General features: G+C 69.5%; 17 protein-coding genes. 14 read left to right on the forward strand and 3 right to left on the reverse strand.

All coding sequences use genetic code 11. The features are described from left to right. The first annotated feature begins 6 nt into the window (after positions 1–6). Positions 7–870: a bifunctional DNA-formamidopyrimidine glycosylase/DNA-(apurinic or apyrimidinic site) lyase gene (gene mutM / locus A8G18_RS07445; RefSeq protein ID WP_064063355.1), complete on the forward strand. Its 864-nt coding sequence runs from the start codon at positions 7–9 to the stop codon at positions 868–870. Positions 871–906: 36 nt separating this feature from the next. Here mutM and pcaG read toward each other — a convergent pair whose 3' ends face one another. Both pcaG and pcaH read right to left on the reverse strand, forming a co-directional pair. After that, complete coding sequence (gene pcaG, locus A8G18_RS07450; protein WP_064063356.1) at positions 907–1590, reverse strand: protocatechuate 3,4-dioxygenase subunit alpha; 684 nt, start codon at positions 1588–1590, stop codon at positions 907–909. Further along, a complete protein-coding gene (pcaH, locus tag A8G18_RS07455; protein ID WP_064063357.1) occupies positions 1587–2318 on the reverse strand; it encodes a protocatechuate 3,4-dioxygenase subunit beta in 732 nt (243 codons plus the stop codon). Before pcaH ends, pcaG begins: the two co-directional genes overlap by 4 nt. A 94-nt stretch (positions 2319–2412) precedes the next feature. Here pcaH and A8G18_RS07460 point away from each other — a divergent pair, with 94 nt between their 5' ends. From A8G18_RS07460 to trmD, 13 genes are all read left to right on the forward strand, one after another. After that, positions 2413–3384, forward strand: a complete 972-nt coding sequence (locus A8G18_RS07460) for a LysR substrate-binding domain-containing protein (RefSeq protein ID WP_064063358.1) — start codon at positions 2413–2415, stop codon at positions 3382–3384. After that, a complete protein-coding gene (locus A8G18_RS07465; protein ID WP_016933288.1) occupies positions 3377–3814 on the forward strand; it encodes an OsmC family protein in 438 nt (145 codons plus the stop codon). The genes A8G18_RS07460 and A8G18_RS07465 overlap by 8 nt, the downstream gene beginning before the upstream one ends. 3 nt (positions 3815–3817) lie before the next feature. Then, positions 3818–4105: an acylphosphatase gene (locus A8G18_RS07470; protein ID WP_064063359.1), complete on the forward strand. Its 288-nt coding sequence runs from the start codon at positions 3818–3820 to the stop codon at positions 4103–4105. Positions 4106–4274: 169 nt separating this feature from the next. Continuing rightward, on the forward strand, positions 4275–7901 hold the full coding sequence (gene smc / locus A8G18_RS07475; protein WP_064063360.1) for a chromosome segregation protein SMC: 3627 nt from the start codon (positions 4275–4277) through the stop codon (positions 7899–7901). Between the two features lie 12 nt (positions 7902–7913). Further along, positions 7914–9452, forward strand: coding sequence for a signal recognition particle-docking protein FtsY (gene ftsY / locus A8G18_RS07480; RefSeq protein ID WP_064063361.1), 1539 nt, complete (start codon positions 7914–7916; stop codon positions 9450–9452). Between the two features lie 213 nt (positions 9453–9665). Next, positions 9666–10970, forward strand: a complete 1305-nt coding sequence (locus tag A8G18_RS07485; protein WP_064063362.1) for an ammonium transporter — start codon at positions 9666–9668, stop codon at positions 10968–10970. 63 nt (positions 10971–11033) lie between these two features. Next, on the forward strand, positions 11034–11372 hold the full coding sequence (locus A8G18_RS07490) for a P-II family nitrogen regulator (RefSeq protein ID WP_016932809.1): 339 nt from the start codon (positions 11034–11036) through the stop codon (positions 11370–11372). After that, positions 11362–13875 (forward strand): [protein-PII] uridylyltransferase, encoded by a 2514-nt coding sequence (locus A8G18_RS07495; protein ID WP_064063363.1) that lies wholly within the window; start codon positions 11362–11364, stop codon positions 13873–13875. Before A8G18_RS07490 ends, A8G18_RS07495 begins: the two co-directional genes overlap by 11 nt. A gap of 114 nt (positions 13876–13989) precedes the next feature. Next, complete coding sequence (ffh, locus tag A8G18_RS07500) at positions 13990–15558, forward strand: signal recognition particle protein (RefSeq protein WP_064063364.1); 1569 nt, start codon at positions 13990–13992, stop codon at positions 15556–15558. 239 nt (positions 15559–15797) lie between these two features. Continuing rightward, on the forward strand, positions 15798–16244 hold the full coding sequence (rpsP, locus tag A8G18_RS07505) for a 30S ribosomal protein S16 (protein WP_064063365.1): 447 nt from the start codon (positions 15798–15800) through the stop codon (positions 16242–16244). Next, positions 16244–16486: an RNA-binding protein gene (locus A8G18_RS07510; protein WP_006550954.1), complete on the forward strand. Its 243-nt coding sequence runs from the start codon at positions 16244–16246 to the stop codon at positions 16484–16486. Before rpsP ends, A8G18_RS07510 begins: the two co-directional genes overlap by 1 nt. 10 nt (positions 16487–16496) lie before the next feature. Continuing rightward, complete coding sequence (gene rimM / locus A8G18_RS07515; protein ID WP_064063366.1) at positions 16497–17084, forward strand: ribosome maturation factor RimM; 588 nt, start codon at positions 16497–16499, stop codon at positions 17082–17084. 3 nt (positions 17085–17087) lie between these two features. After that, positions 17088–17795: a tRNA (guanosine(37)-N1)-methyltransferase TrmD gene (gene trmD, locus A8G18_RS07520; RefSeq protein WP_016932814.1), complete on the forward strand. Its 708-nt coding sequence runs from the start codon at positions 17088–17090 to the stop codon at positions 17793–17795. An 18-nt stretch (positions 17796–17813) separates the two neighbouring features. On the opposite strand, the gene A8G18_RS07525 is transcribed toward trmD, so the two are convergent. After that, positions 17814–18800 carry a class A beta-lactamase-related serine hydrolase gene (locus A8G18_RS07525; RefSeq protein ID WP_245207797.1) on the reverse strand — a complete coding sequence of 329 codons (987 nt, stop codon included), beginning with the start codon at positions 18798–18800 and terminating at the stop codon, positions 17814–17816. Between the last annotated feature and the right edge of the window lie 49 nt (positions 18801–18849).

Raw genomic sequence — 18849 nt, forward strand, 5'->3', positions numbered from 1 at the left:
CCGCAGGTGCCGGAACTTCCCGAAGTCGAGGTGGTCCGTCGCGGACTCGACGCTCACGTCGTCGGCGCGACGGTGGATTCGGTGCAGGTGCTGCACCCCCGTGCCGTCCGCCGGCACGAACCCGGGCCGCGTGATCTCGCACTGCAGGTGACCGGTCAGAAGGTCGCCTCCGTCGAACGCCGCGGCAAGTACATGTGGCTGGTGCTCGAGCCGGCCGACCTGGCCCTCGTGGTGCACCTGGGGATGAGCGGGCAGATGCTCGTGCAGCCGCCGAGCGTCCCCGACGAGAAGCACCTGCGTATCCGCGCCGTCCTCGACAACGGCGCCGATCTGCGTTTCGTCGACCAGCGCACCTTCGGAGGCTGGGCCCTGGCGCCGCTCGTGGAGGTGGACGGCGATCGACTGCCGCTGCCGGTCGCGCACATCGCCCGCGACCCGATGGATCTCCGCTTCGACCCGGACGCGGTCGTGGCCGTGCTGCGCACCAAACACACGGAGATCAAGCGTGCGCTGCTCGACCAGACCGTCGTCTCCGGAATCGGCAACATCTACGCCGACGAAGCGCTCTGGCGCGCAAGGATTCACGGGAACCGGCCGACCGACGCGCTGTCGCGACCGAAACTCCGGTCGGCACTCGACGCTGCCACCGAAGTGATGGCCGAGGCGCTCGGACAGGGCGGTACGTCGTTCGACGCCCTCTACGTCAACGTCAACGGGGAGTCCGGTTACTTCGAACGCTCCCTGAACGTGTACGGGCGAGAGAACGAGCCGTGCCGGCGATGCGGCGCCCCGATCCGCCGTGAGAAATTCATGAACCGCTCGTCGTACAGTTGCCCGAAGTGTCAGCCCCGACCGAGAACGACCCGGTAGCGCACGCGCATACCGGGCTGTTCGGAGCAGTGTCGGTCAGATGTCGAAGAACACCGTCTCGGCACCGCCGTCCGGGGTGTCCTGCAGCCGGATGTCGATCGTGTACACGGTGCGGCCGTCGCGCTCGGAACGCGACGCGATGAGGGTGGTGCGCCTCACCTCCCATTCGATGCCCTTCAGGACGGGATCCTCGGCGTTGAGTTCGGTCTCGTCCTCGAAGTAGACCCGCGTGTGCAGCCCGAGGTTGATACCGCGCGCGAAGATCACCAGCAGGATGTGAGGTGCCGAGACGGATCCGTCGGGATTGGTGACGGCACCGGGCTTGATCGTCTCGATCGTGAACACGCCGGTCTCGAAGTCGCCGCCGGTGCGTCCCCAGCCTCGGAAGTTCGGATCGAGGTCCGTGTCCTGCTCGTCGTCGGGATGCGCGTACCGGCCGTGGGTGTTCGCCTGCCAGCTCTCGAGCAGCGCGTCGCGCACCGGGGTGCCGGTGCCGTCGATGACGCGGCCCTCCAACACGATTCGCTCGCCCTCGGTCTCGTCGGTGACGAGGACGTTGCCGAAGTTGTTGTCGAAGATGTCGAAGCCGGCCTGCTGCGGCGCCAGACCGATGTGGACGTAGGGACCGCCGGTCTGCGAAGGCGTCTCCGGGAAATGCGTGACCATCGGGCGGGGGAGGAGCGGGGGCACGGGCCGGTAGGGATCGGTGGGCAGGCTCATCGCGGGGCTCCCGGCAGGTCGGTGTTCTCGAAGAAGGCGGCGCGTCGCCCGCGCAGGGTGATGTCCCAGCGGTAGGCGCGCGCGTCGAACGGGGCGTTCGAGGCGGGATCCTCCTGGGCGATCAGGCTGCGGAGCTGGTCCACGGTCGGGATCGTCCGCGCGATCGGGCACTTCTCGATCAGCGGGTCGCCTTCGAAGTACAGCTGGGTGATCAGGCGCTGCGCCCATCCGCGGCCGAGGATCGACACGTGGATGTGCGCCGGGCGCCAGGCGTTGCGGCTGTTGCCCCACGGATAGGCGCCCGGCTTGATCGTCCGGAACCGGTAGTAGCCGTTCGCGTCCGTGAGCATCCGCCCGCAGCCGCCGAAGTTCGGATCGATGGGCGCGAGATAGGTGTCCTTCTTGTGGCGGTACCGGCCACCGGCGTTGGCCTGCCACACCTCGACGAGTGCACCCTCGACCGGATTGCCGAACTCGTCCTCGACGAAGCCGTGGACGATGATGCGTTCACCGATCGGCAGGCCGTCCTTCGAGAAGTTCAGGATCAGGTCGTTGTCGAGGGAGCCGAGCTCGTCGCTGCGGAAGACGGGGCCGGTGATCTCCGACAGGGTGGGCTTCGGCGTGATGAGCGCGTTCTTCGGTGCGCGCAGCACCGACGTGCGATAACCGGGAGTGAGCGCGGGTGGGTGCAGTGTGTGGTCGCGCTCGACGTATTCGTCGCTGGGCATGCGATCTCCGATCTCTGAGCGGTGAGGACCACCATATGGTGAAGAAAAACTCATGTAAATTGACAAAATCGCCGTTTATTCATAACTTTCGGTGATGCATTCCGACAGGGGTCTCTCCTCATCCGTGCCGGACCAGGCCCGGCGGATCCGCCTCCGGCACCTCCGGTGCTTCGTGACCGTGGCGCGCGAAGGGCAGGTCGGACGCGCGGCCGAGCTGTTGCAGCTGAGCCAGCCGGCCGTCACGAAGACCCTCAACGAGCTCGAGGTGCTCGCGGGAGCGAAACTCCTCGACCGCGGCCGACACGGTGCGCGCCTCACCGCGGCGGGTCACCGCTTCCTGCGATACGCGCAGGACGTCACCACCTCATTGGACGCAGCGGTGGCCGCACTGGCGGGAGCGGCCGAACCCGCTCGCGAGCCGCTGCGGATCGGGGCCCTGCCCACCGTGGCCGGGTCCGTGCTCCCCGAAGCTCTGGCGGAGTTGCGCCGCGTGCGCGCCGATCTGGACATCCGGATCCGCACCGACCCCAATGCCGTCCTGCTGTCGGCGCTCGCCGCCGGCGCCCTCGACGTCGTCCTCGGTCGCATGGCCGAACCCTCCCGGATGGTCGGGCTGTCGTTCGAGCTCCTGTACGCCGAGACGCTGATCTTCGTCGTCCGGCCCGGCCATCCTCTCGCCGAGCGTTCCGCCTCCGTCACCGACGCACTCGAACACCCGCTGGTGGTCGCGACCCGCGGAACCGTGCCCCGCCACGCGACCGAGGCACTGTTCGAACGTCACGGCCTGCGACTGCCGGCCGGGCTGATCGAGACGCTCGATCTCGCTGTGGCCCGGGGGGTGGTCCGGCGCAGCGACGCGGTGTGGATCACCACGGAACGTGCGGCCCGCGACGACCTCGCCGACGGGGTGGTCCGGCGCCTGGACGTGCCCACCGCGGGCACCGTCGAGCCGATCGGAGTGCTGCGACGCAGTGCCGACGCGTCGTCCGCGGCGCTCGAGGATTTCGTGACCATCCTGCGCGCTGTCCCCGTCGACGGGGCATGGCAGGATTTCCCCCATGGCTGACCAGACTTCCGACCTTCCCGCCACCGAGCTGTGGGTCGAGCGCACCGGTACGCGTCGCTACACCGGCCGCAGCTCGCGCGGCGCCGAGGTACTCATCGGCTCGGAGAGCGTCGAGGGCGTCTTCACTCCGGGTGAGCTGCTCAAGATCGCACTCGCCGCCTGCTCCGGCATGAGCTCGGACTTCCCGTTGTCCCGCCGGCTCGGCGACGACTACGACGCGACGATCCGCGTCTCCGGAGCGGCGGACCGCGAGACCGAGGTCTATCCGCACCTCGAGGAGGAGATGATCCTCGACCTGTCGGAACTCGACGCCGACGCCCGCGACCGGCTCATCGCCCTCGTCGAACGCTCCGTCGACAAGGTGTGCACGGTGGGTCGCACCCTGAAGGCGGGCACGAAGATCTCGCTGGCGATCACCGCCGAGGATTGACCGATGAGCACCCCCGCAGGCATCGAACGGCTCACGGCGTGGGTGCACGGCCGCGTCCAAGGGGTCGGTTTCCGTTGGTTCACGCGTGCCCGCGCACTCGAACTCGGTCTCGTCGGGCATGCGACCAACCATCCCGACGGTCGCGTGATGGTCGTGGCCGAAGGCCCCCGGTCCGCGCTCGAACAGCTCCTCGCGTGGCTGCGATCCGGCGACACCCCCGGTGAGGTGCGGCTCGTCGTCGAATCGTGGGATCCGCCGCGAGGCGATCTCACCGGTTTCGTCGAGCGCTGATCTTCGTCCCGTCTCCCGTTCGCTCGGTATCCGCTCCGACCGAGTGGAAGCGGCCGGGTGGTGTGGGTCGGACCCGAACGTCCTGTACACGACCGGTTTCGACGGGGCGGTCCGCGCGGTGCACCCGGCCTAGGAAAGCGGTCGCAACCCGCCGGTAGAGTTCTCACCCATGTACCTCAAGAGTCTGACGTTGAAGGGCTTCAAGTCCTTCGCCTCGTCGACGACTCTGCGTTTCGAACCGGGCATCACCTGTGTGGTCGGACCCAACGGGTCCGGCAAGTCGAACGTCGTCGACGCACTCACCTGGGTGATGGGGGAGCAAGGTGCCAAAGCGCTGCGCGGCGGCAAGATGCAGGACGTCATCTTCGCCGGAACCACCGGGCGCCCGCCCCTCGGACGCGCCGAGGTCACGCTCACCATCGACAACTCCGACGGCGCGCTGCCCATCGAGTACTCCGAGGTCTCCGTCACCCGCCGCATGTTCCGCGACGGTGCGGGTGAATACGAGATCAACGGCAGTTCCTGCCGTCTCATGGACGTCCAGGAGCTGCTGTCCGACTCCGGTATCGGCCGCGAGATGCACGTCATCGTCGGGCAGGGCCGCCTCGCCGCGATTCTCGAATCCCGCCCGGAGGACCGGCGCGCCTTCATCGAGGAGGCCGCCGGCGTCCTCAAGCACCGCAAGCGCAAGGAAAAGGCGCTGCGCAAGCTCGACTCCATGCAGGCCAACCTCGCCCGCCTCACCGATCTCACCGCCGAACTGCGCCGTCAGCTCAAACCGCTCGGCCGGCAGGCCGAGGTCGCGCGTCGCGCCCAGACCATCCAGGCCGACCTCCGCGATGCGCGGTTGCGCCTTGCCGCCGACGACCTCGTCACCCGCCGAGCCGAACTCGCCGGGCACGACGAGCAGGAAAAGATGGTCCGGGAGCGCCTCGACACCGTTCTCGCGGCGTTCGACGACGCGAACGCCGAACTCGCCCGTCACGAACAAGCTCTCGCGCAGCTCACGCCGGGAGCCGAAGCGGCGTCGCAGACCTGGTTCCGCCTGTCGGCCCTCGCCGAGCGCGTCTCGGCGACCGTGCGGGTCGCGCAGGAACGCGCACGGCACCTGCACGCCGAACCCGAGGACCGCTCCGGTCAGGATCCGGACGAGATGGAGGCCCGCGCCGATCGGATCGCCGCCGAAGAGGCGGAACTGATCGAGGCGGTCGAGATCGCGCACGGAGCCCTCGAAGCGGCCCGCGAACAACTCGCCGCGCAGGAGGAGTCCGCGGCCGCCGCCGAACGCGCGCATCTCGCCGCGGTCCGTGCCGTCGCCGATCGACGCGAGGGCCTCGCGCGCCTCGCCGGCCAGGTCGACACGATGCGGACCCGGGCCGAATCGATCGACGCCGAGATCGCGCGCCTGACCGTGGCCATCGAGGAGGCCCGGCTGCGTGGCGTCGAGGCCCAGGCCGAGTTCGAGACCGCTCAGGCGCGCATCGACGATCTCGACGCCGGCGAAGTCGACGCCGACGCCCAGCACGAACGAGCGCTCGAAGCACAGCGACTCGCCGACGAACGGGTCGCCGAACTCCAGCAGGCCGAACGCGCCGCGGGTAAGGAGGTCGCGTCCCTCGGCGCCCGCATCGAGGCCCTCTCGATGGGACTCGAACGCACCGACGGTGCGGCCTGGCTGATCGACACGCGCTCCGGCGACGGACTCGTGGGCCGATTGGCCGACCGGCTGCGGGTGGCTCCGGGATACGAGGCCGCCGTCGCGGCGGCCTTCGGCGCGGCAGCCGACGCGCTCGAGGTGGAGTCGGCCGATGCGGCGGGCGCGGGGGGCGCCGCGCTGGGGGGGGCCGATCAGGGAAGGGGCGCGTTCGTCCCCCCGGGCCCCGCCGCCCCCGCCGACACCGGCGGCCTGCCGGCCGGCGCCCGATGGCTCCGCGAGGTCGTCGAGTGTCCCGCCGACCTCCGCGGGGGCGTCGACGGCCTGCTGGCCCGCACCGTCGTGGTCGACGACCTGCCCACCGCCCTGGACGTCTGCGCGACCCGGCCCGGCCTGCGCGCCGTGACGCGCGGGGGAGACCTCGCCGGCGCGGGCTGGGTGGTCGGCGGTTCCCACCGTGCCCCGAGCACTCTCGAGATCCAGGCGGCGATCGACACCTCCCGGGCCGGTCTCGAACAGGCCGAACGCCGCTCCGAGGAACTGGCCGCAGCCCTGGCAGGCGCCCTCGCGGAGCAGGCCGAACGCGCCGAATACGTCGAGCAGACCCTCGCCGCGCTCAACGAATCCGACGCCGCGATGTCCGCCGTCTACGAGCAACTCGGCCGTCTCGGTCAGGCGGCACGCACTGCCCATGCCGAATCCGGCCGACTCGCGGCCCAGCGCGCCGAAGCTGAGAAGGAACGTGACGCGGCGCGCGAGAAGCTGGTGGAGCTCGACGAGCGACTGCGTCTGGCCGAGGACGACTCGGCCGGGACCGGCGACGGAGCCGGGACCGAGCACACGGCCGCCGAACGGGAGATGGCCGCAGCCGCTCTCGCCGAGGTGCGGGCCGTCGAGGTCGACGCGCGACTCGCGGCGCGCACGGCCGAGGAACGCGCCGAAGCGCTTCGGGGCAAAGCGGATTCGCTCCGTCGCGCGGCGCAGGCCGAACGCGAGGCCCGCGCTCGTGCCGAACGCGCTCGCGTCGCGCGACGGCAGGCCGCGGCCGTCGCCGCTGCGGTGGCCGAATCAGGGCAGCGACTCGCCGAACAACTCGAGGTGGCCGTGGCGACGGCACTCGCCCAGCGCGACGACCTGAACCGGCGCCGCGCCGAATGCGCCGAGCAACTCGAACGGGCCCGCGAACTCGTCCGCGAACTGTCGGCGCAGCGCGACCAGCTCACCGACGCGGTGCATCGTGACGAAGTGGCCCGGGCGCAGGCCTCGCTCCGGATCGAGCAACTCGAACAGACCATCCTCGAGCAGCACGGCATCGCCCTCGACGACCTCGTGGCCGAGTACGGCCCCGACGTGCCGCTGCCGCCGACGCCGCTGGAGATGGCCGAGTACGAGCAGGCCCGCGAACGCGGCGAACAGGTGGTCGCTCCGCAGCCGATGCCGTACGACCGGGCCGCCCAGGAGCGGCGGGCCAAACGCGCCGAGAAGGATCTCGCGACGCTCGGGCGTGTCAACCCGCTCGCGCTGGAGGAGTTCGCGGCCCTCGAGGAGCGGTACAACTTCCTGTCCACCCAGCTCGAGGACGTCAAGGGTGCCCGCAAGGACCTGCTCGCCGTCGTCGAGGAGGTCGACGCGCGGATCCTGCAGGTGTTCACGGAGGCGTACGCCGACGTCGAGCGCGAGTTCGAACAGGTCTTCGCGAAGTTGTTCCCCGGCGGTGAGGGACGGCTGGTGCTCACCGACCCGAGCGACATGCTCACCACCGGCATCGAGGTCGAGGCCCGCCCGCCGGGCAAGAAGGTCAAGCGGCTGTCGCTGCTGTCGGGTGGCGAGAAGTCGCTCACCGCCGTGGCGATGCTGGTCGCCATCTTCCGGGCGCGACCGTCACCCTTCTACGTCATGGACGAGGTGGAGGCCGCGCTCGACGACACCAACCTCCGGCGGTTGATCGGGCTTTTCGAGCAGCTGCGCGAGAAGTCCCAACTCATCGTCATCACGCACCAGAAACCGACGATGGAGGTCGCCGACGCGCTGTACGGCGTGAGTATGCGTGGCGACGGCATCACCAGGGTCATCTCGCAACGCCTGCGCGGCCGCGCGATCGCGACACCGGTCCCCGAACCGGAGGAAGAGCTCCAGGCCTGACAGTATGGGTGCGTGAGTACCGGAGCCTGGATAGTCATCGCCGCCGCGCTGGCGGTCGTTCTCGTCGCGCTCGTCGTCGGCCTGACCCTCTACCGTCGGCGGCAGGTGTCGCTCAAGGCGCCCGAGACCCCGCAGCTCGATTCCGCAGAGACCAAGGACCGCTCCGGCGGTTACAAGGCGCAGAGCGGATTCAATTTCTCGCAGGGGACGGCCGCCCCTCCGGCGCCGGCACCCCGGCCGGCGCCGAAGCCCGCACCGAAACCCGAGCCGGCGCCTCGTACCGTGCCGCTGCCGGAGGAGATCACCGAAGCTCCGCCGAGCGCCCCTGCGGAGCCGAAGGTCGCACCTCCGAAGGTCGAGCCGAAGCCTGAGCCGACGGTCGAACCGAAGCCGGCAGAGCCGAAGCCGGTCGAACCCGAGCCGGTCGAGCCCGAGGTCGTCCCGGCACCGGAGCGACCCGCTCCCGAACCCGTCGAGCCCGAGGTCGTCCCCGCGCCGACGCCGGAACCGGAAGTCGCGCCGACGCCGGAACCCGCTACGGAGGCGGTCGTCGAGCCGGAGGTGCTGCCCGCACCCGCAGAACCGGCCGGGCCGGCAGCTGTTCCCCCGGCCGCCCCGATCGAGGAGATCGAACCCACCGCGGGTCGCCTGGTGCGCCTGCGCGGCCGTCTGGCCCGTTCCCAGTCGGCGGTCGGCAAGAGCCTGCTCGGTCTGCTCGGCGGCGGCGACCTCGACGAGGACTCCTGGGAGGAGATCGAGGACACGCTGCTCGTCGCGGACCTCGGTGCCGCCACGACGACGAAGATCGTCGACCGTCTGCGTGAGGAGATGGCGGTGAGCAACGTGCGCAGCGAGGCCGACGCCCGGGCTGTGCTGCGCAGCGTGCTCGTCGACGAACTCCGTCCGGAGCTCGACCGTTCCATCCGGGCGCTCCCGCACGAGGACCATCCCGCGGTTCTCCTCGTCGTCGGCGTCAACGGCACCGGCAAGACCACGACGACCGGCAAGCTCGCGCGCGTGCTCGTCGCCGACGGACGCCGGGTGCTGCTCGGTGCCGCCGACACCTTCCGTGCCGCGGCCGCCGACCAGCTCCAGACCTGGGCCGAGCGTGTGGGTGCCGAGGTCGTCCGCGGCAAGGAGGCCGCCGATCCCGCCGCGGTCGCGTTCGATGCCGTGGCGAAGGGCATCGACAACGGGGTCGACGCCGTCCTCGTCGACACCGCCGGACGCCTCCACACCAAGACCGGCCTGATGGACGAACTCGGCAAGGTCAAGCGCGTCGTCGAGAAGAAGGCCGCCGTCGACGAGGTGCTGCTGGTCCTCGACGCGACGATCGGCCAGAACGGTCTGATGCAGGCCCGCGTGTTCGCCGACGTCGTCGACATCACCGGGGTGGTGCTCACCAAGCTCGACGGCACCGCCAAGGGCGGCATCGTCTTCCAGGTGCAGCACGAGCTCGGCGTCCCGGTCAAGCTCGTCGGTCTCGGTGAGGGCGCCGACGATCTCGCTCCGTTCGAACCCGAGGCGTTCGTCGACGCTCTGCTCGGCTGATCCGTCCCGGGTCCTCCGGCCGCTGTCCGCTCGTGCGGACAGCGGCCGGTTTCGTCGGCGGGGTGCTGTGTCCGAAGTGTGAAACAAGGATGAAACAAGGTCGGTTCCTGCGTTCACGCCCATGAAACAGCGCGGCGCCTCCACGGAAACATCCGGGCAGCAAGCTTTCTCTCGACAACGTGCCGATCGGCGCGGCCTACAGGGAGGTTGCAAGTGGAGGAAGTGGTGAACACAGGCGACGCGGCGTGGATGCTGATGGCTGCGTCCCTCGTGCTGCTGATGACCCCGGGCCTGGCGTTCTTCTACGGTGGGATGTCCCGGTCCAAGTCCGTGCTGAACATGATGATGATGTCGTTCGGGTCCATGGCGGTCATCGCGGTGATCTACGTCCTGTGGGGCTGGTCGATGTCCTACGGAACCCAGAACGTGCTCGGCATCTTCGCGAACCCGTTCGAGCAGTTCGGTCTGCAGGGCGCCATCTACGGCGAGGACGGGGAATTCCTCGCCGGTCTCGGCAACTACCCGCAGATCATCGATATCGGTTTCCAGGTGACCTTCGCGATCATCACCACCGCGCTGATCAGCGGTGCGCTGGCCGAACGCGTCAAGTTCGGTACGTGGATGGCGTTCGCGGCGATCTGGGTGACCTGCGCCTACTTCCCGCTCGCCCACATGGTGTGGGGTGGCGGTCTGCTGTCGGGTTCCGAGGACAGCATCGCAGCCGCACTGTTCGGCACCGTCGACGACGGCGGAGAGGTCGTCGCTTCGGTGGCCCCGATCGACTTCGCCGGCGGCACGGTCGTGCACATCAATGCCGGTATCGCGGCTCTCGTCCTGGCGATCGTCATCGGCAAGCGCGCCGGCTTCGGACGCACCGCCTTCCGCCCGCACAATCTGCCGTTCGTCATGCTCGGCGCCGCACTGCTGTGGTTCGGATGGTTCGGCTTCAACGCCGGTTCGGCATTCGCGGCCGACGGCCTCGCAGGCCTGGCCTGGGTCAACACCACCACGGCCACCGCTGCCGCCATCCTCGGCTGGCTCCTCACCGAGCGCATCCGTGACGGCAAGGCCACCAGCCTCGGTGCCGCGTCCGGTGCCGTCGCCGGTCTCGTGGCCGTCACGCCCGCTGCCGGCTCGCTGAGCCCGGTCGGATCGATCGCCCTCGGTGTCGTCGCCGGCGTCCTGTCCGCCCTCGCCGTGGGCCTGAAGTACAAGTTCGGTTACGACGACTCGCTGGACGTCGTGGGTGTCCACCTCGTGTCGGGCCTGTGGGGGACGGTCGCCATCGGCTTCCTCGGCACCGAGACCGGATTGTTCTACGGTGGCGACTACAAGCAGCTCGTCATCCAGATCGTCATCGCAGTCGTCGCCCTGGTGTTCACCGCGATCGTCACCGCCGTGATCGCCTTCGCACTCAATCCGATGGGCTGGCGTGTGAGCGACGAAGAAGAGGCCCGCGGTATCGACGAAGCCGAACATGCGGAATCCGCATACGACTTCGCGCCGGCTCTCAAGTGATAAGAAGACCACGACAGCGAGCAGGGATGACAGCGGCCAGCGGGCTCTGGGAAGGATGAGGAAATGAAGCTGATCACGGCGATCATCAAGCCGTTCACGCTCGAGGACGTCAAGGCCGGCCTGGAGCAGGCCGGAGTGCTCGGAATGACCGTCAGCGAGGTGCAGGGGTACGGCCGCCAGAAGGGCCACACCGAGGTCTACCGCGGGGCGGAGTACTCCGTCGACTTCGTCCCCAAGGTCCGGGTGGAGGTCGTCGTGGACGACTCCGTTGTCGACAAGGTCGTCGAGACCATCGTCGAGGCGTCCCGTACCGGGAAGATCGGCGACGGCAAGGTGTGGGTCACCCCCGTGGAAGGTGTGGTCCGGGTCCGTACCGGAGAACGAGGTTCGGATGCGCTCTGACCCCCAGGGGTCCGACTCTCGAGGCCCTGATCCCGCTGCGCCGGCAGTGGGGTCGGGGCCTTCGGTGTCCTCGGCCCGCACGCCCGCACCCGCGGGAGCCGCCGATCTCACGGCAGCCCGTGACGCCCTGCTCTCCGGCGGCCCCCGCAGCCGCCGCCTCGACACGGTGGCCCTGCGTCACGCCCTGGTGGACCTGCACGAATTCTGGTTGACGACGAAGGGCTCCGAACTCGGCATCAGGCGCGAGGGCGGTTTCGCCATCGTCGCGGTGGGGGGCCTCGGTCGTCGCGAGATGCTCCCGTACTCGGACCTCGACCTCATCCTTCTCCACGACGACATGGCGCCGGCCGTCGTGTCGAAGGTTGCCGACCAGCTCTGGTACCCGCTGTGGGACGCGCACATCAAGCTCGACCACAGTGTCCGGACGGTGCCCCAGGCCCTGCAGGTGTTCTCCTCCGATCTCACGGCCGCGCTGGGGATGCTCGAGGCGCGGCACATCGCGGGCGACGCCCAGCTGAGCAATCTCCTCATCGGCGGCGTACGACGTCAGTGGCGGACCGGCATCCGGTCCCGCTTCGACGAACTCATCGAGATGACCGAGGGGCGATGGCAGCGCAGCGGGCAGATCGCCCACCGAGCCGAACCCGACCTCAAGAGCGGTCGCGGCGGGTTGCGGGACGTGCAGTTACTCAATGCCCTGTCCGTTGCGCAGCTCACCGACGGCATGCCGGGGCTCGGACCGGACGTCCCCGGTGGTGGCCTCGCGGCCGCCCACCGGCGACTGCTCGACGTACGCACCGAACTGCACCGCGTCGCCGGTCGCTCCCGCGACCAGTTGCGTGCGCAGGACGCGGACGAGATCGCCGCGGCATTGCGGATCGGCGACCGCTTCGATCTCGCCCGGGTGCTCACCGAATCGGCCCGTACCATCAGCTATTCCGTGGATGTCGGTCTGCGCACCGCGGCCAACTCGCTGCCGCGGAAAGGTCTGTCGCGGCTGCGTCGCGGACCGGTGCGGCGTCCCCTCGACGAAGGGGTCGTCGAGCACGGGGGAGAGGTGGCCCTCGCGCGGGACGCGCATCCGCGTCGGGATCCGGGTCTGACCACGCGAGTCGCCGCGGCGGCCGCACAGGCCGGTCTGCCGGTCTCGGCGGCCACCCTCACCCGGCTCGCCGATCACGCCCCGGAACTGCGGGAACCCTGGCCTCGCGAAGCCCTCGACGACTTCCTGGTGCTGCTCGGTTCGGGGCGTCGTGCGGTCGACGTCATCGAGTCGCTGGACCGGACCGGACTGTGGGGACGCCTGCTCCCCGAATGGGGCGCGGTACGCGACCTGCCGCCGCGTGACGCCGTCCACACGTGGACCGTCGACCGGCACCTCGTCGAGACCGCCGTCTACGCGAGCGAACTGACCACGCGGGTCGCCCGTCCGGACCTGCTCGTGCTCGGGGCGTTGCTGCACGACATCGGCAAGGGGCGCGGCGGCGATCACAGCGTGGTCGGTGCGGAGCTGACCTTGCAGATCGGGCGGCGGATGGGAGTGTGGCCCTCGGATCTGGCGCTGCTCACCGCGATGGTGCGGCACCACCTGCTCCTGCCGCACACCGCGACCCGGCGCGACCTCGACGATCCGGAGACGGTCGCGGCAGTGGTCGACGCCCTCGACGGCGATCCGGTGCTGCTCGACCTCCTCCACGCCCTGGCCGAAGCGGATTCCCAGGCCACCGGTCCGGGGGTCTGGGGCGACTGGAAGGCGTCGCTGATCCGGGAGCTCGTGCGCCGCTGCCGGATGATGATGGCGGGCGACGAGCTGCCCGCGCCGGATCCGATCGATCCCGTCCTCGCGAACCTCGCCGAGGACGGTGCCCTGCACGTCGCACTCGAACCGCGTGAGGACGGCCGCAGCTTCACGGCGACCTTCCTCGCCCCCGACGAGCGGGGTGTGCTCTCCGACGAGGCCGGGGTGCTCTCGCTGCACGGTCTGCGCGTGCTGTCGGCCTCCATCGGCAGCCACGCAGGCAGCACGGTCAACACGTTCGTGGTGGCCCCGAGGTTCGGCTCACCGCCCGAGGCGGCACTGCTCCGGCAGGAACTCGTGCGGGCGCGATCCGGCGACCTGGATCTGCTCGGTGCGCTCGAAGCCAAGGACCGCGCCGAACGCGAGAGTCGCCTTCCCGAACGAACGGCCCGGGCGGTCCCCGTCGGCGCCGCGCTCGCGCCGCCGCGGATCATCTGGTTCGACAGGTCCGAGTCGGACCAGGTGGTGCTCGAGATCCGCTCGGAGGACCGGATCGGTCTGCTGTGCCGTCTCGCGGACGTCTTCGAGCGTGTCGGGGCCGACGTGCGGTGGGCGCGGGTGAGCACACTGGGTTCGACCGTGATCGACTCGTTCTGTGTCGATCTCGCCGGCGCCCACACCCGTGTCTCCCGGGAACATCTCGAACGGGAACTCCTCTCCGTCCTGCCCGCTCCCGGACCTGCCGCGCCCGCCGGCGCATCGTGACCGCGCGGGTGTCCCGCCGCACGGCGTGGCCACCCGCGGTCGCGACGGATCGCGAGCGGTTACCCTGGTTCGCAGCATTGTCCGCATCTTCGTCAGAGCTCAGGAGCGCATTCGGTGTTCGAATCCCTTTCCGACAGGTTGACAGGGGTCCTGAAGGACCTGCGCGGCAAGGGGCGGCTGTCCGACGCGGACATCGACGCGACCTGCCGCGAGATCCGGCTCGCCCTGCTCGAGGCCGACGTCGCACTGCCCGTCGTGCGCGAGTTCATCAAGAAGATCAAGGTGCGGGCCAAGGGTGCCGAGGTGCACGGCGCGCTCAACCCGGCCCAGCAGGTCGTCAAGATCGTCAACGAGGAACTCGTCGGGATCCTCGGTGGCGAGACCCGGCGGTTGCAGTTCGCGAAGACCCCGCCGACGGTCATCATGCTCGCCGGTCTGCAGGGTGCCGGTAAGACCACCCTCGCGGGCAAGCTCGCGAAGTGGCTCAAGGCGCAGGGGCACACGCCCATGCTGGTCGCCTGCGACCTGCAGCGTCCCGGCGCGGTCACCCAGCTGCAGGTGGTCGGCGAGCGGGCCGGCGTGACGGTTTTTGCTCCCCACCCCGGCACGTCCGTCGGCGGCGGCGAGAACGAGCTCGGTGTCACGGCTGCCGACCCGATCGCCGTGGCCGAGCAGGGTATCGCCGAGGCGCGCACCAAGCAGTACGACGTGGTCATCGTCGACACCGCCGGTCGCCTCGGTATCGACCAGGAACTCATGGCGCAGGCCGCGGGCATCCGCGACGCCGTGCAGCCCGACGAGGTGCTCTTCGTCCTCGACGCGATGATCGGTCAGGACGCCGTGAGCACCGCCGAGGCGTTCCGCGAGGGCGTCGGCTTCACCGGCGTGGTACTCACCAAGCTCGACGGCGATGCCCGCGGTGGTGCCGCGCTCAGCGTCCGTGAGCTCACCGGCCAGCCGATCATGTTCGCGTCCACCGGTGAGAAGCTCGAGGACTTCGACGTCTTCCACCCCGAGCGCATGGCCAGCCGCATCCTCGGTATGGGCGACGTGCTCACCCTGATCGAGCAGGCCGAGCAGGTCTTCGACGCCGAGCAGGCCGAGGCCACCGCCAACAAGATCGGTTCCGGCGAGCTCACCCTCGAGGACTTCCTCGAGCAGATGATGGCCGTGCGCAAGATGGGGCCCATCGCCAACCTCCTCGGCATGCTGCCCGGGGCCGGGCAGATGAAGGACGCCCTCGCCAACGTCGACGAGAAGCAGCTCGACCGCATCCAGGCGATCATCCGCGGCATGACGCCGGAGGAGCGCGCCAACCCGAAGATCATCAACGGCTCGCGAAGGTTGCGTATCGCCAACGGTTCCGGCGTGAAGGTCTCCGACGTCAACCAGCTCGTCGACCGGTTCTTCGAGGCCCGGAAGATGATGACCGCGATGGCCGGCCAGATGGGCATGCCCGGTGCGCGCAGGAATCAGCGCAAGAAGGGCAAGAAGGGGAAGAAGGGCGGTCGCGGACCGACGCCGCCGAAGGTGCGGGGCGGTATGCCCGGCGGCTTCCCCGGTCTGCCGGGTGGCATGCCGGCCGGAATGCCCGACCTGTCGAAGATGCCGAAGGGGCTCGACGAGTTGCCTCCGGGTCTGGAGAACTTCGACCTGTCGAAGCTGAAGTTCCCCAAGAACTGAGCCGGGCCCGGGACGACGGTCCCGCGCCTGTGACAGGGCAACCGCGAGGCGTGCGCGGGGTCACCGGGTGCCGGTTTCGTCCTGGCTCGCGCGTCTGGCAGAATGGTTCGCTGTCGTCGCATCCGGTTACGTACCGCGCGGCGGTCACAGGTTGGTGGCAAAACCGGGCGTGCCAGAAGGGCGCGTCGTCCGAATTGCACGTGACACGCGCCTCGGCGCACCCCGAAGGAGAAACAGCAGTGGCTGTCAAGATCAAGCTCACCCGTCTCGGCAAGATCCGCAACCCGCAGTACCGCGTGGTCATCGCGGACTCGCGCACCCGTCGCAACGGCCGGGCGATCGAGACCATCGGCAAGTACCACCCGAAGGAAGAGCCCTCGCTGATCGAGATCGACTCGGAGCGTGCGCAGTACTGGCTGGCCGTCGGCGCGCAGCCGACCGAGCCGGTCCTCAACCTCCTCAAGATCACGGGTGACTGGCAGAAGTTCAAGGGTCTGCCGGGCGCCGAGGGCACCCTGAAGAAGGCGGAGGCCAAGCCGTCCAAGCTCGAGCTGTTCCAGGCTGCTCTCGCGCAGGCCGAGAACGAGCCGGCTGCCGAGGCCGTCACGCCCAAGAAGAAGAAGGCTGCCAAGGAAGAGTCCGCCGAGGCGTCCACCGAGGCCGAGTCCACCGAGGCCGCCGAGTAATGAGCGCCGTGGTCGCCGATGCCGTCGAGCATCTCGTTCGTGGAATCGTCGCCCATCCCGACGACGTCCGCGTCGACCTGATCGCGGGCCGTCGGGGCCGCACCGTCGAGGTGCACGTCAATCCCGACGACCTCGGCAAGGTCATCGGCCGGGGCGGTCGCACCGCGACCGCTCTGCGGACCCTCGTCACCGGAATCGGTGGCCGGGGTATCCGTGTCGACGTCGTCGACACCGACCGCTAGGCGAGCGTCGATGGAGCTCGTCGTGGGCCGTGTGGCCAAATCGCACGGCATTCGAGGCGAAGTCGTCGTCGAGGTTCGCACCGACGAACCCGAGGAACGCTTCGCCGTCGGCACGGTCCTGCGCGGCCGCAAGCCTCGCGACAAGCACCTGCACGAGTACACAGTGGAAGCCGCCCGGGAACACTCCGGGCGGCTTCTGCTGCGCCTGCAGGGCATCGACGGTCGCGACGCGGCCGACGCAGTGCGCGGGGTGCTGTTCGTCGTCGACAGCGCCGATCTGCCTCCGTCCGACGATCCGGACGAGTTCTACGACCACGAACTCGAAGGCTTGACGGTGCGGATCGTCGCCGGTCGCCCCGACGGCGGCACCGAGATCGGCACCGTCCGCGAGGTCCTGCACACCGCGGCAGGCGAACTGCTGTCGATCCGTCCTGCCGGGCAGGAGCGCGGAGAGCTGCTGATCCCGTTCGTCACCGAGATCGTGCCGACGGTGTCGGTCCGCGAGGGTGTCATCGAGATCGATCCGCCCGACGGTCTGCTCGACCCCGATTTCGGCGAACTCCCGTCCAAGAAGAAGTCGAGCGAGGGGAAGCAGTAGTCCGTGCGGCTCGACGTCGTCACCATCTTTCCCGAATATCTCGAACCTCTGCGCGTCGCGCTGCTCGGCAAAGCGATCGACAAGGGGTTGATCTCCGTCGGTGTGCACAACCTGCGCGACTGGACGCACGACGTGCACAAGGCCGTCGACGATTCGCCCTACGGCGGCGGACCGGGCATGGTCATGAAACCCACGGTGTGGGGGCCGGCGCTCGACGACGTGCTGGCAGGTCCCGACGGCGAGACCGATCCCGAGGTGCTGCTCGTCGTTCCGACCCCCGCCGGTCGCCGCTTCGATCAGGCCACCGCGCAACGCTGGTCGCAGGAGAAGCGGATCGTCTTCGCGTGCGGACGGTACGAAGGTATCGATCAGCGCGTGTTCGACGATGCCGCGCGGCGCGTGCGCGTCGAAGAGGTGAGCATCGGCGACTACGTCCTCATCGGCGGTGAGGTCGCCGTGCTCGTCATGGTCGAGGCGGTCGTCCGGCTGCTGCCCGGTGTGCTCGGCAATCAGCAGTCACACCAGGAGGATTCGTTCTCCGACGGGCTTCTCGAGGGCCCGAGCTACACCCGGCCGGCAGTGTGGCGCGATCTCGAGGTGCCGCCGGTGCTGATGTCCGGCGACCACGGCAAGGTCGCTCGCTGGCGCCACGAGCAGTCGCTGGAGCGCACCCGTGAGCGGCGCCCCGATCTGCTCCCGTCCGACGACTGACGCCGGATCGGTCCGCTCTCAGGGGCGATGGGCGGTTCCGAGGGTCGTCTCGACCGCCAGCGTGACCGTCTCGCGCGCGTGCTGCGCGCTGCCGTCGTCGGTCGCGTCGTAGAGCGCCGTGTCGGGCAGGAATCCCGTCTCGTACAAGGGATCCGACTCGTCGTAGGTGACGGCTTCCCGTGCGGCCACCACGACCACGAACCGGTGGTCGGCGCCGAGGAAACCCGTGGACAGATGGAGCCATTCACCGGCCAGGCAGCACATCCACCCCTGTTTCACGCCCAGATCGGTGGAGTCGCCGACGCCCTCGGGGAGCCCGAAGCTCTGGTCGTATCCGTCGACACCCTCGTCGGTGTACTCCGACAGGTGGCCGACGATCCGGGCAGCACTCTCCTCGCCCGACGCGCTGTCGCCGAGCAGATCGTCGTACCAGGTCAGCATGTCCGACGCCGTCGTGGTCGTGTTCCACCACCAGGACTCCGGGTCCGGGGGAGTCGTACCGGTCAGATCGTGCCGTTCCACGGCATGCTCGACGATCTCGGGACCGCCGTAGGCCTCCCACAGAACCGTCGCGGCGTTGTCGTCCGACGACCGCAGCATCGAACGGATCAATTCCCGGTCCTCGTCGGCGAGCGTCACCTCGCCCACCGCCTCGCGGTACAGGACCTCCTCGGCGATGAACAACTTCACCGTAGAGGCCGTCTCGAAGGGTTCGTCCGATCCGCCGACGACGCGGGTCCCGGATTCACGGTCGAGCACGGCGACGGTGAGGCGCGCTCCCCGGCTGTCGGCGAGCGCGACGGCGGCGTCGATCTGTCGGGGGAGTTCGGCCGTCGACAGCGAGACGTTGCGCTCGTCGAGACCGGCGTCCGCGATCGAGGCGAGGCCGAGCGCCTCGTGCGGGAGCGGATGGGGATCCATGGAATCGCAGCCGGATACGACCAGTGTGGCGGCCGTGCACAGCATCATCGCGCCCGATCGTGCGCGTCCGCGTGTGCGCTTCATGTCCGGTCCCTGCATTCCATTGTGCTGTGGACGATAGCGCCGGTCCACT

Origin of the sequence: Rhodococcus gordoniae (assembly GCF_001646655.1) — a bacterium.
Taxonomy (GTDB): domain Bacteria; phylum Actinomycetota; class Actinomycetes; order Mycobacteriales; family Mycobacteriaceae; genus Rhodococcus; species Rhodococcus gordoniae.

Excerpts from the sequence above, each read along its gene's own strand:
- A8G18_RS07510 (WP_006550954.1), top strand. The coding sequence starts at position 16,244 with ATGAGCGCCGTGGTCGCCGATGCCGTCGAGCATCTCGTTCGTGGAATC.
- pcaG (WP_064063356.1), bottom strand. The coding sequence starts at position 1,590 with ATGAGCCTGCCCACCGATCCCTACCGGCCCGTGCCCCCGCTCCTCCCC.
- A8G18_RS07495 (WP_064063363.1), top strand. The coding sequence starts at position 11,362 with ATGCGCTCTGACCCCCAGGGGTCCGACTCTCGAGGCCCTGATCCCGCT.
- rimM (WP_064063366.1), top strand. The coding sequence starts at position 16,497 with ATGGAGCTCGTCGTGGGCCGTGTGGCCAAATCGCACGGCATTCGAGGC.
- pcaH (WP_064063357.1), bottom strand. The coding sequence starts at position 2,318 with ATGCCCAGCGACGAATACGTCGAGCGCGACCACACACTGCACCCACCC.
- A8G18_RS07460 (WP_064063358.1), top strand. The coding sequence starts at position 2,413 with ATGCATTCCGACAGGGGTCTCTCCTCATCCGTGCCGGACCAGGCCCGG.
- A8G18_RS07525 (WP_245207797.1), bottom strand. The coding sequence starts at position 18,800 with ATGAAGCGCACACGCGGACGCGCACGATCGGGCGCGATGATGCTGTGC.
- A8G18_RS07490 (WP_016932809.1), top strand. The coding sequence starts at position 11,034 with ATGAAGCTGATCACGGCGATCATCAAGCCGTTCACGCTCGAGGACGTC.
- A8G18_RS07470 (WP_064063359.1), top strand. The coding sequence starts at position 3,818 with ATGAGCACCCCCGCAGGCATCGAACGGCTCACGGCGTGGGTGCACGGC.
- smc (WP_064063360.1), top strand. The coding sequence starts at position 4,275 with ATGTACCTCAAGAGTCTGACGTTGAAGGGCTTCAAGTCCTTCGCCTCG.
- A8G18_RS07465 (WP_016933288.1), top strand. The coding sequence starts at position 3,377 with ATGGCTGACCAGACTTCCGACCTTCCCGCCACCGAGCTGTGGGTCGAG.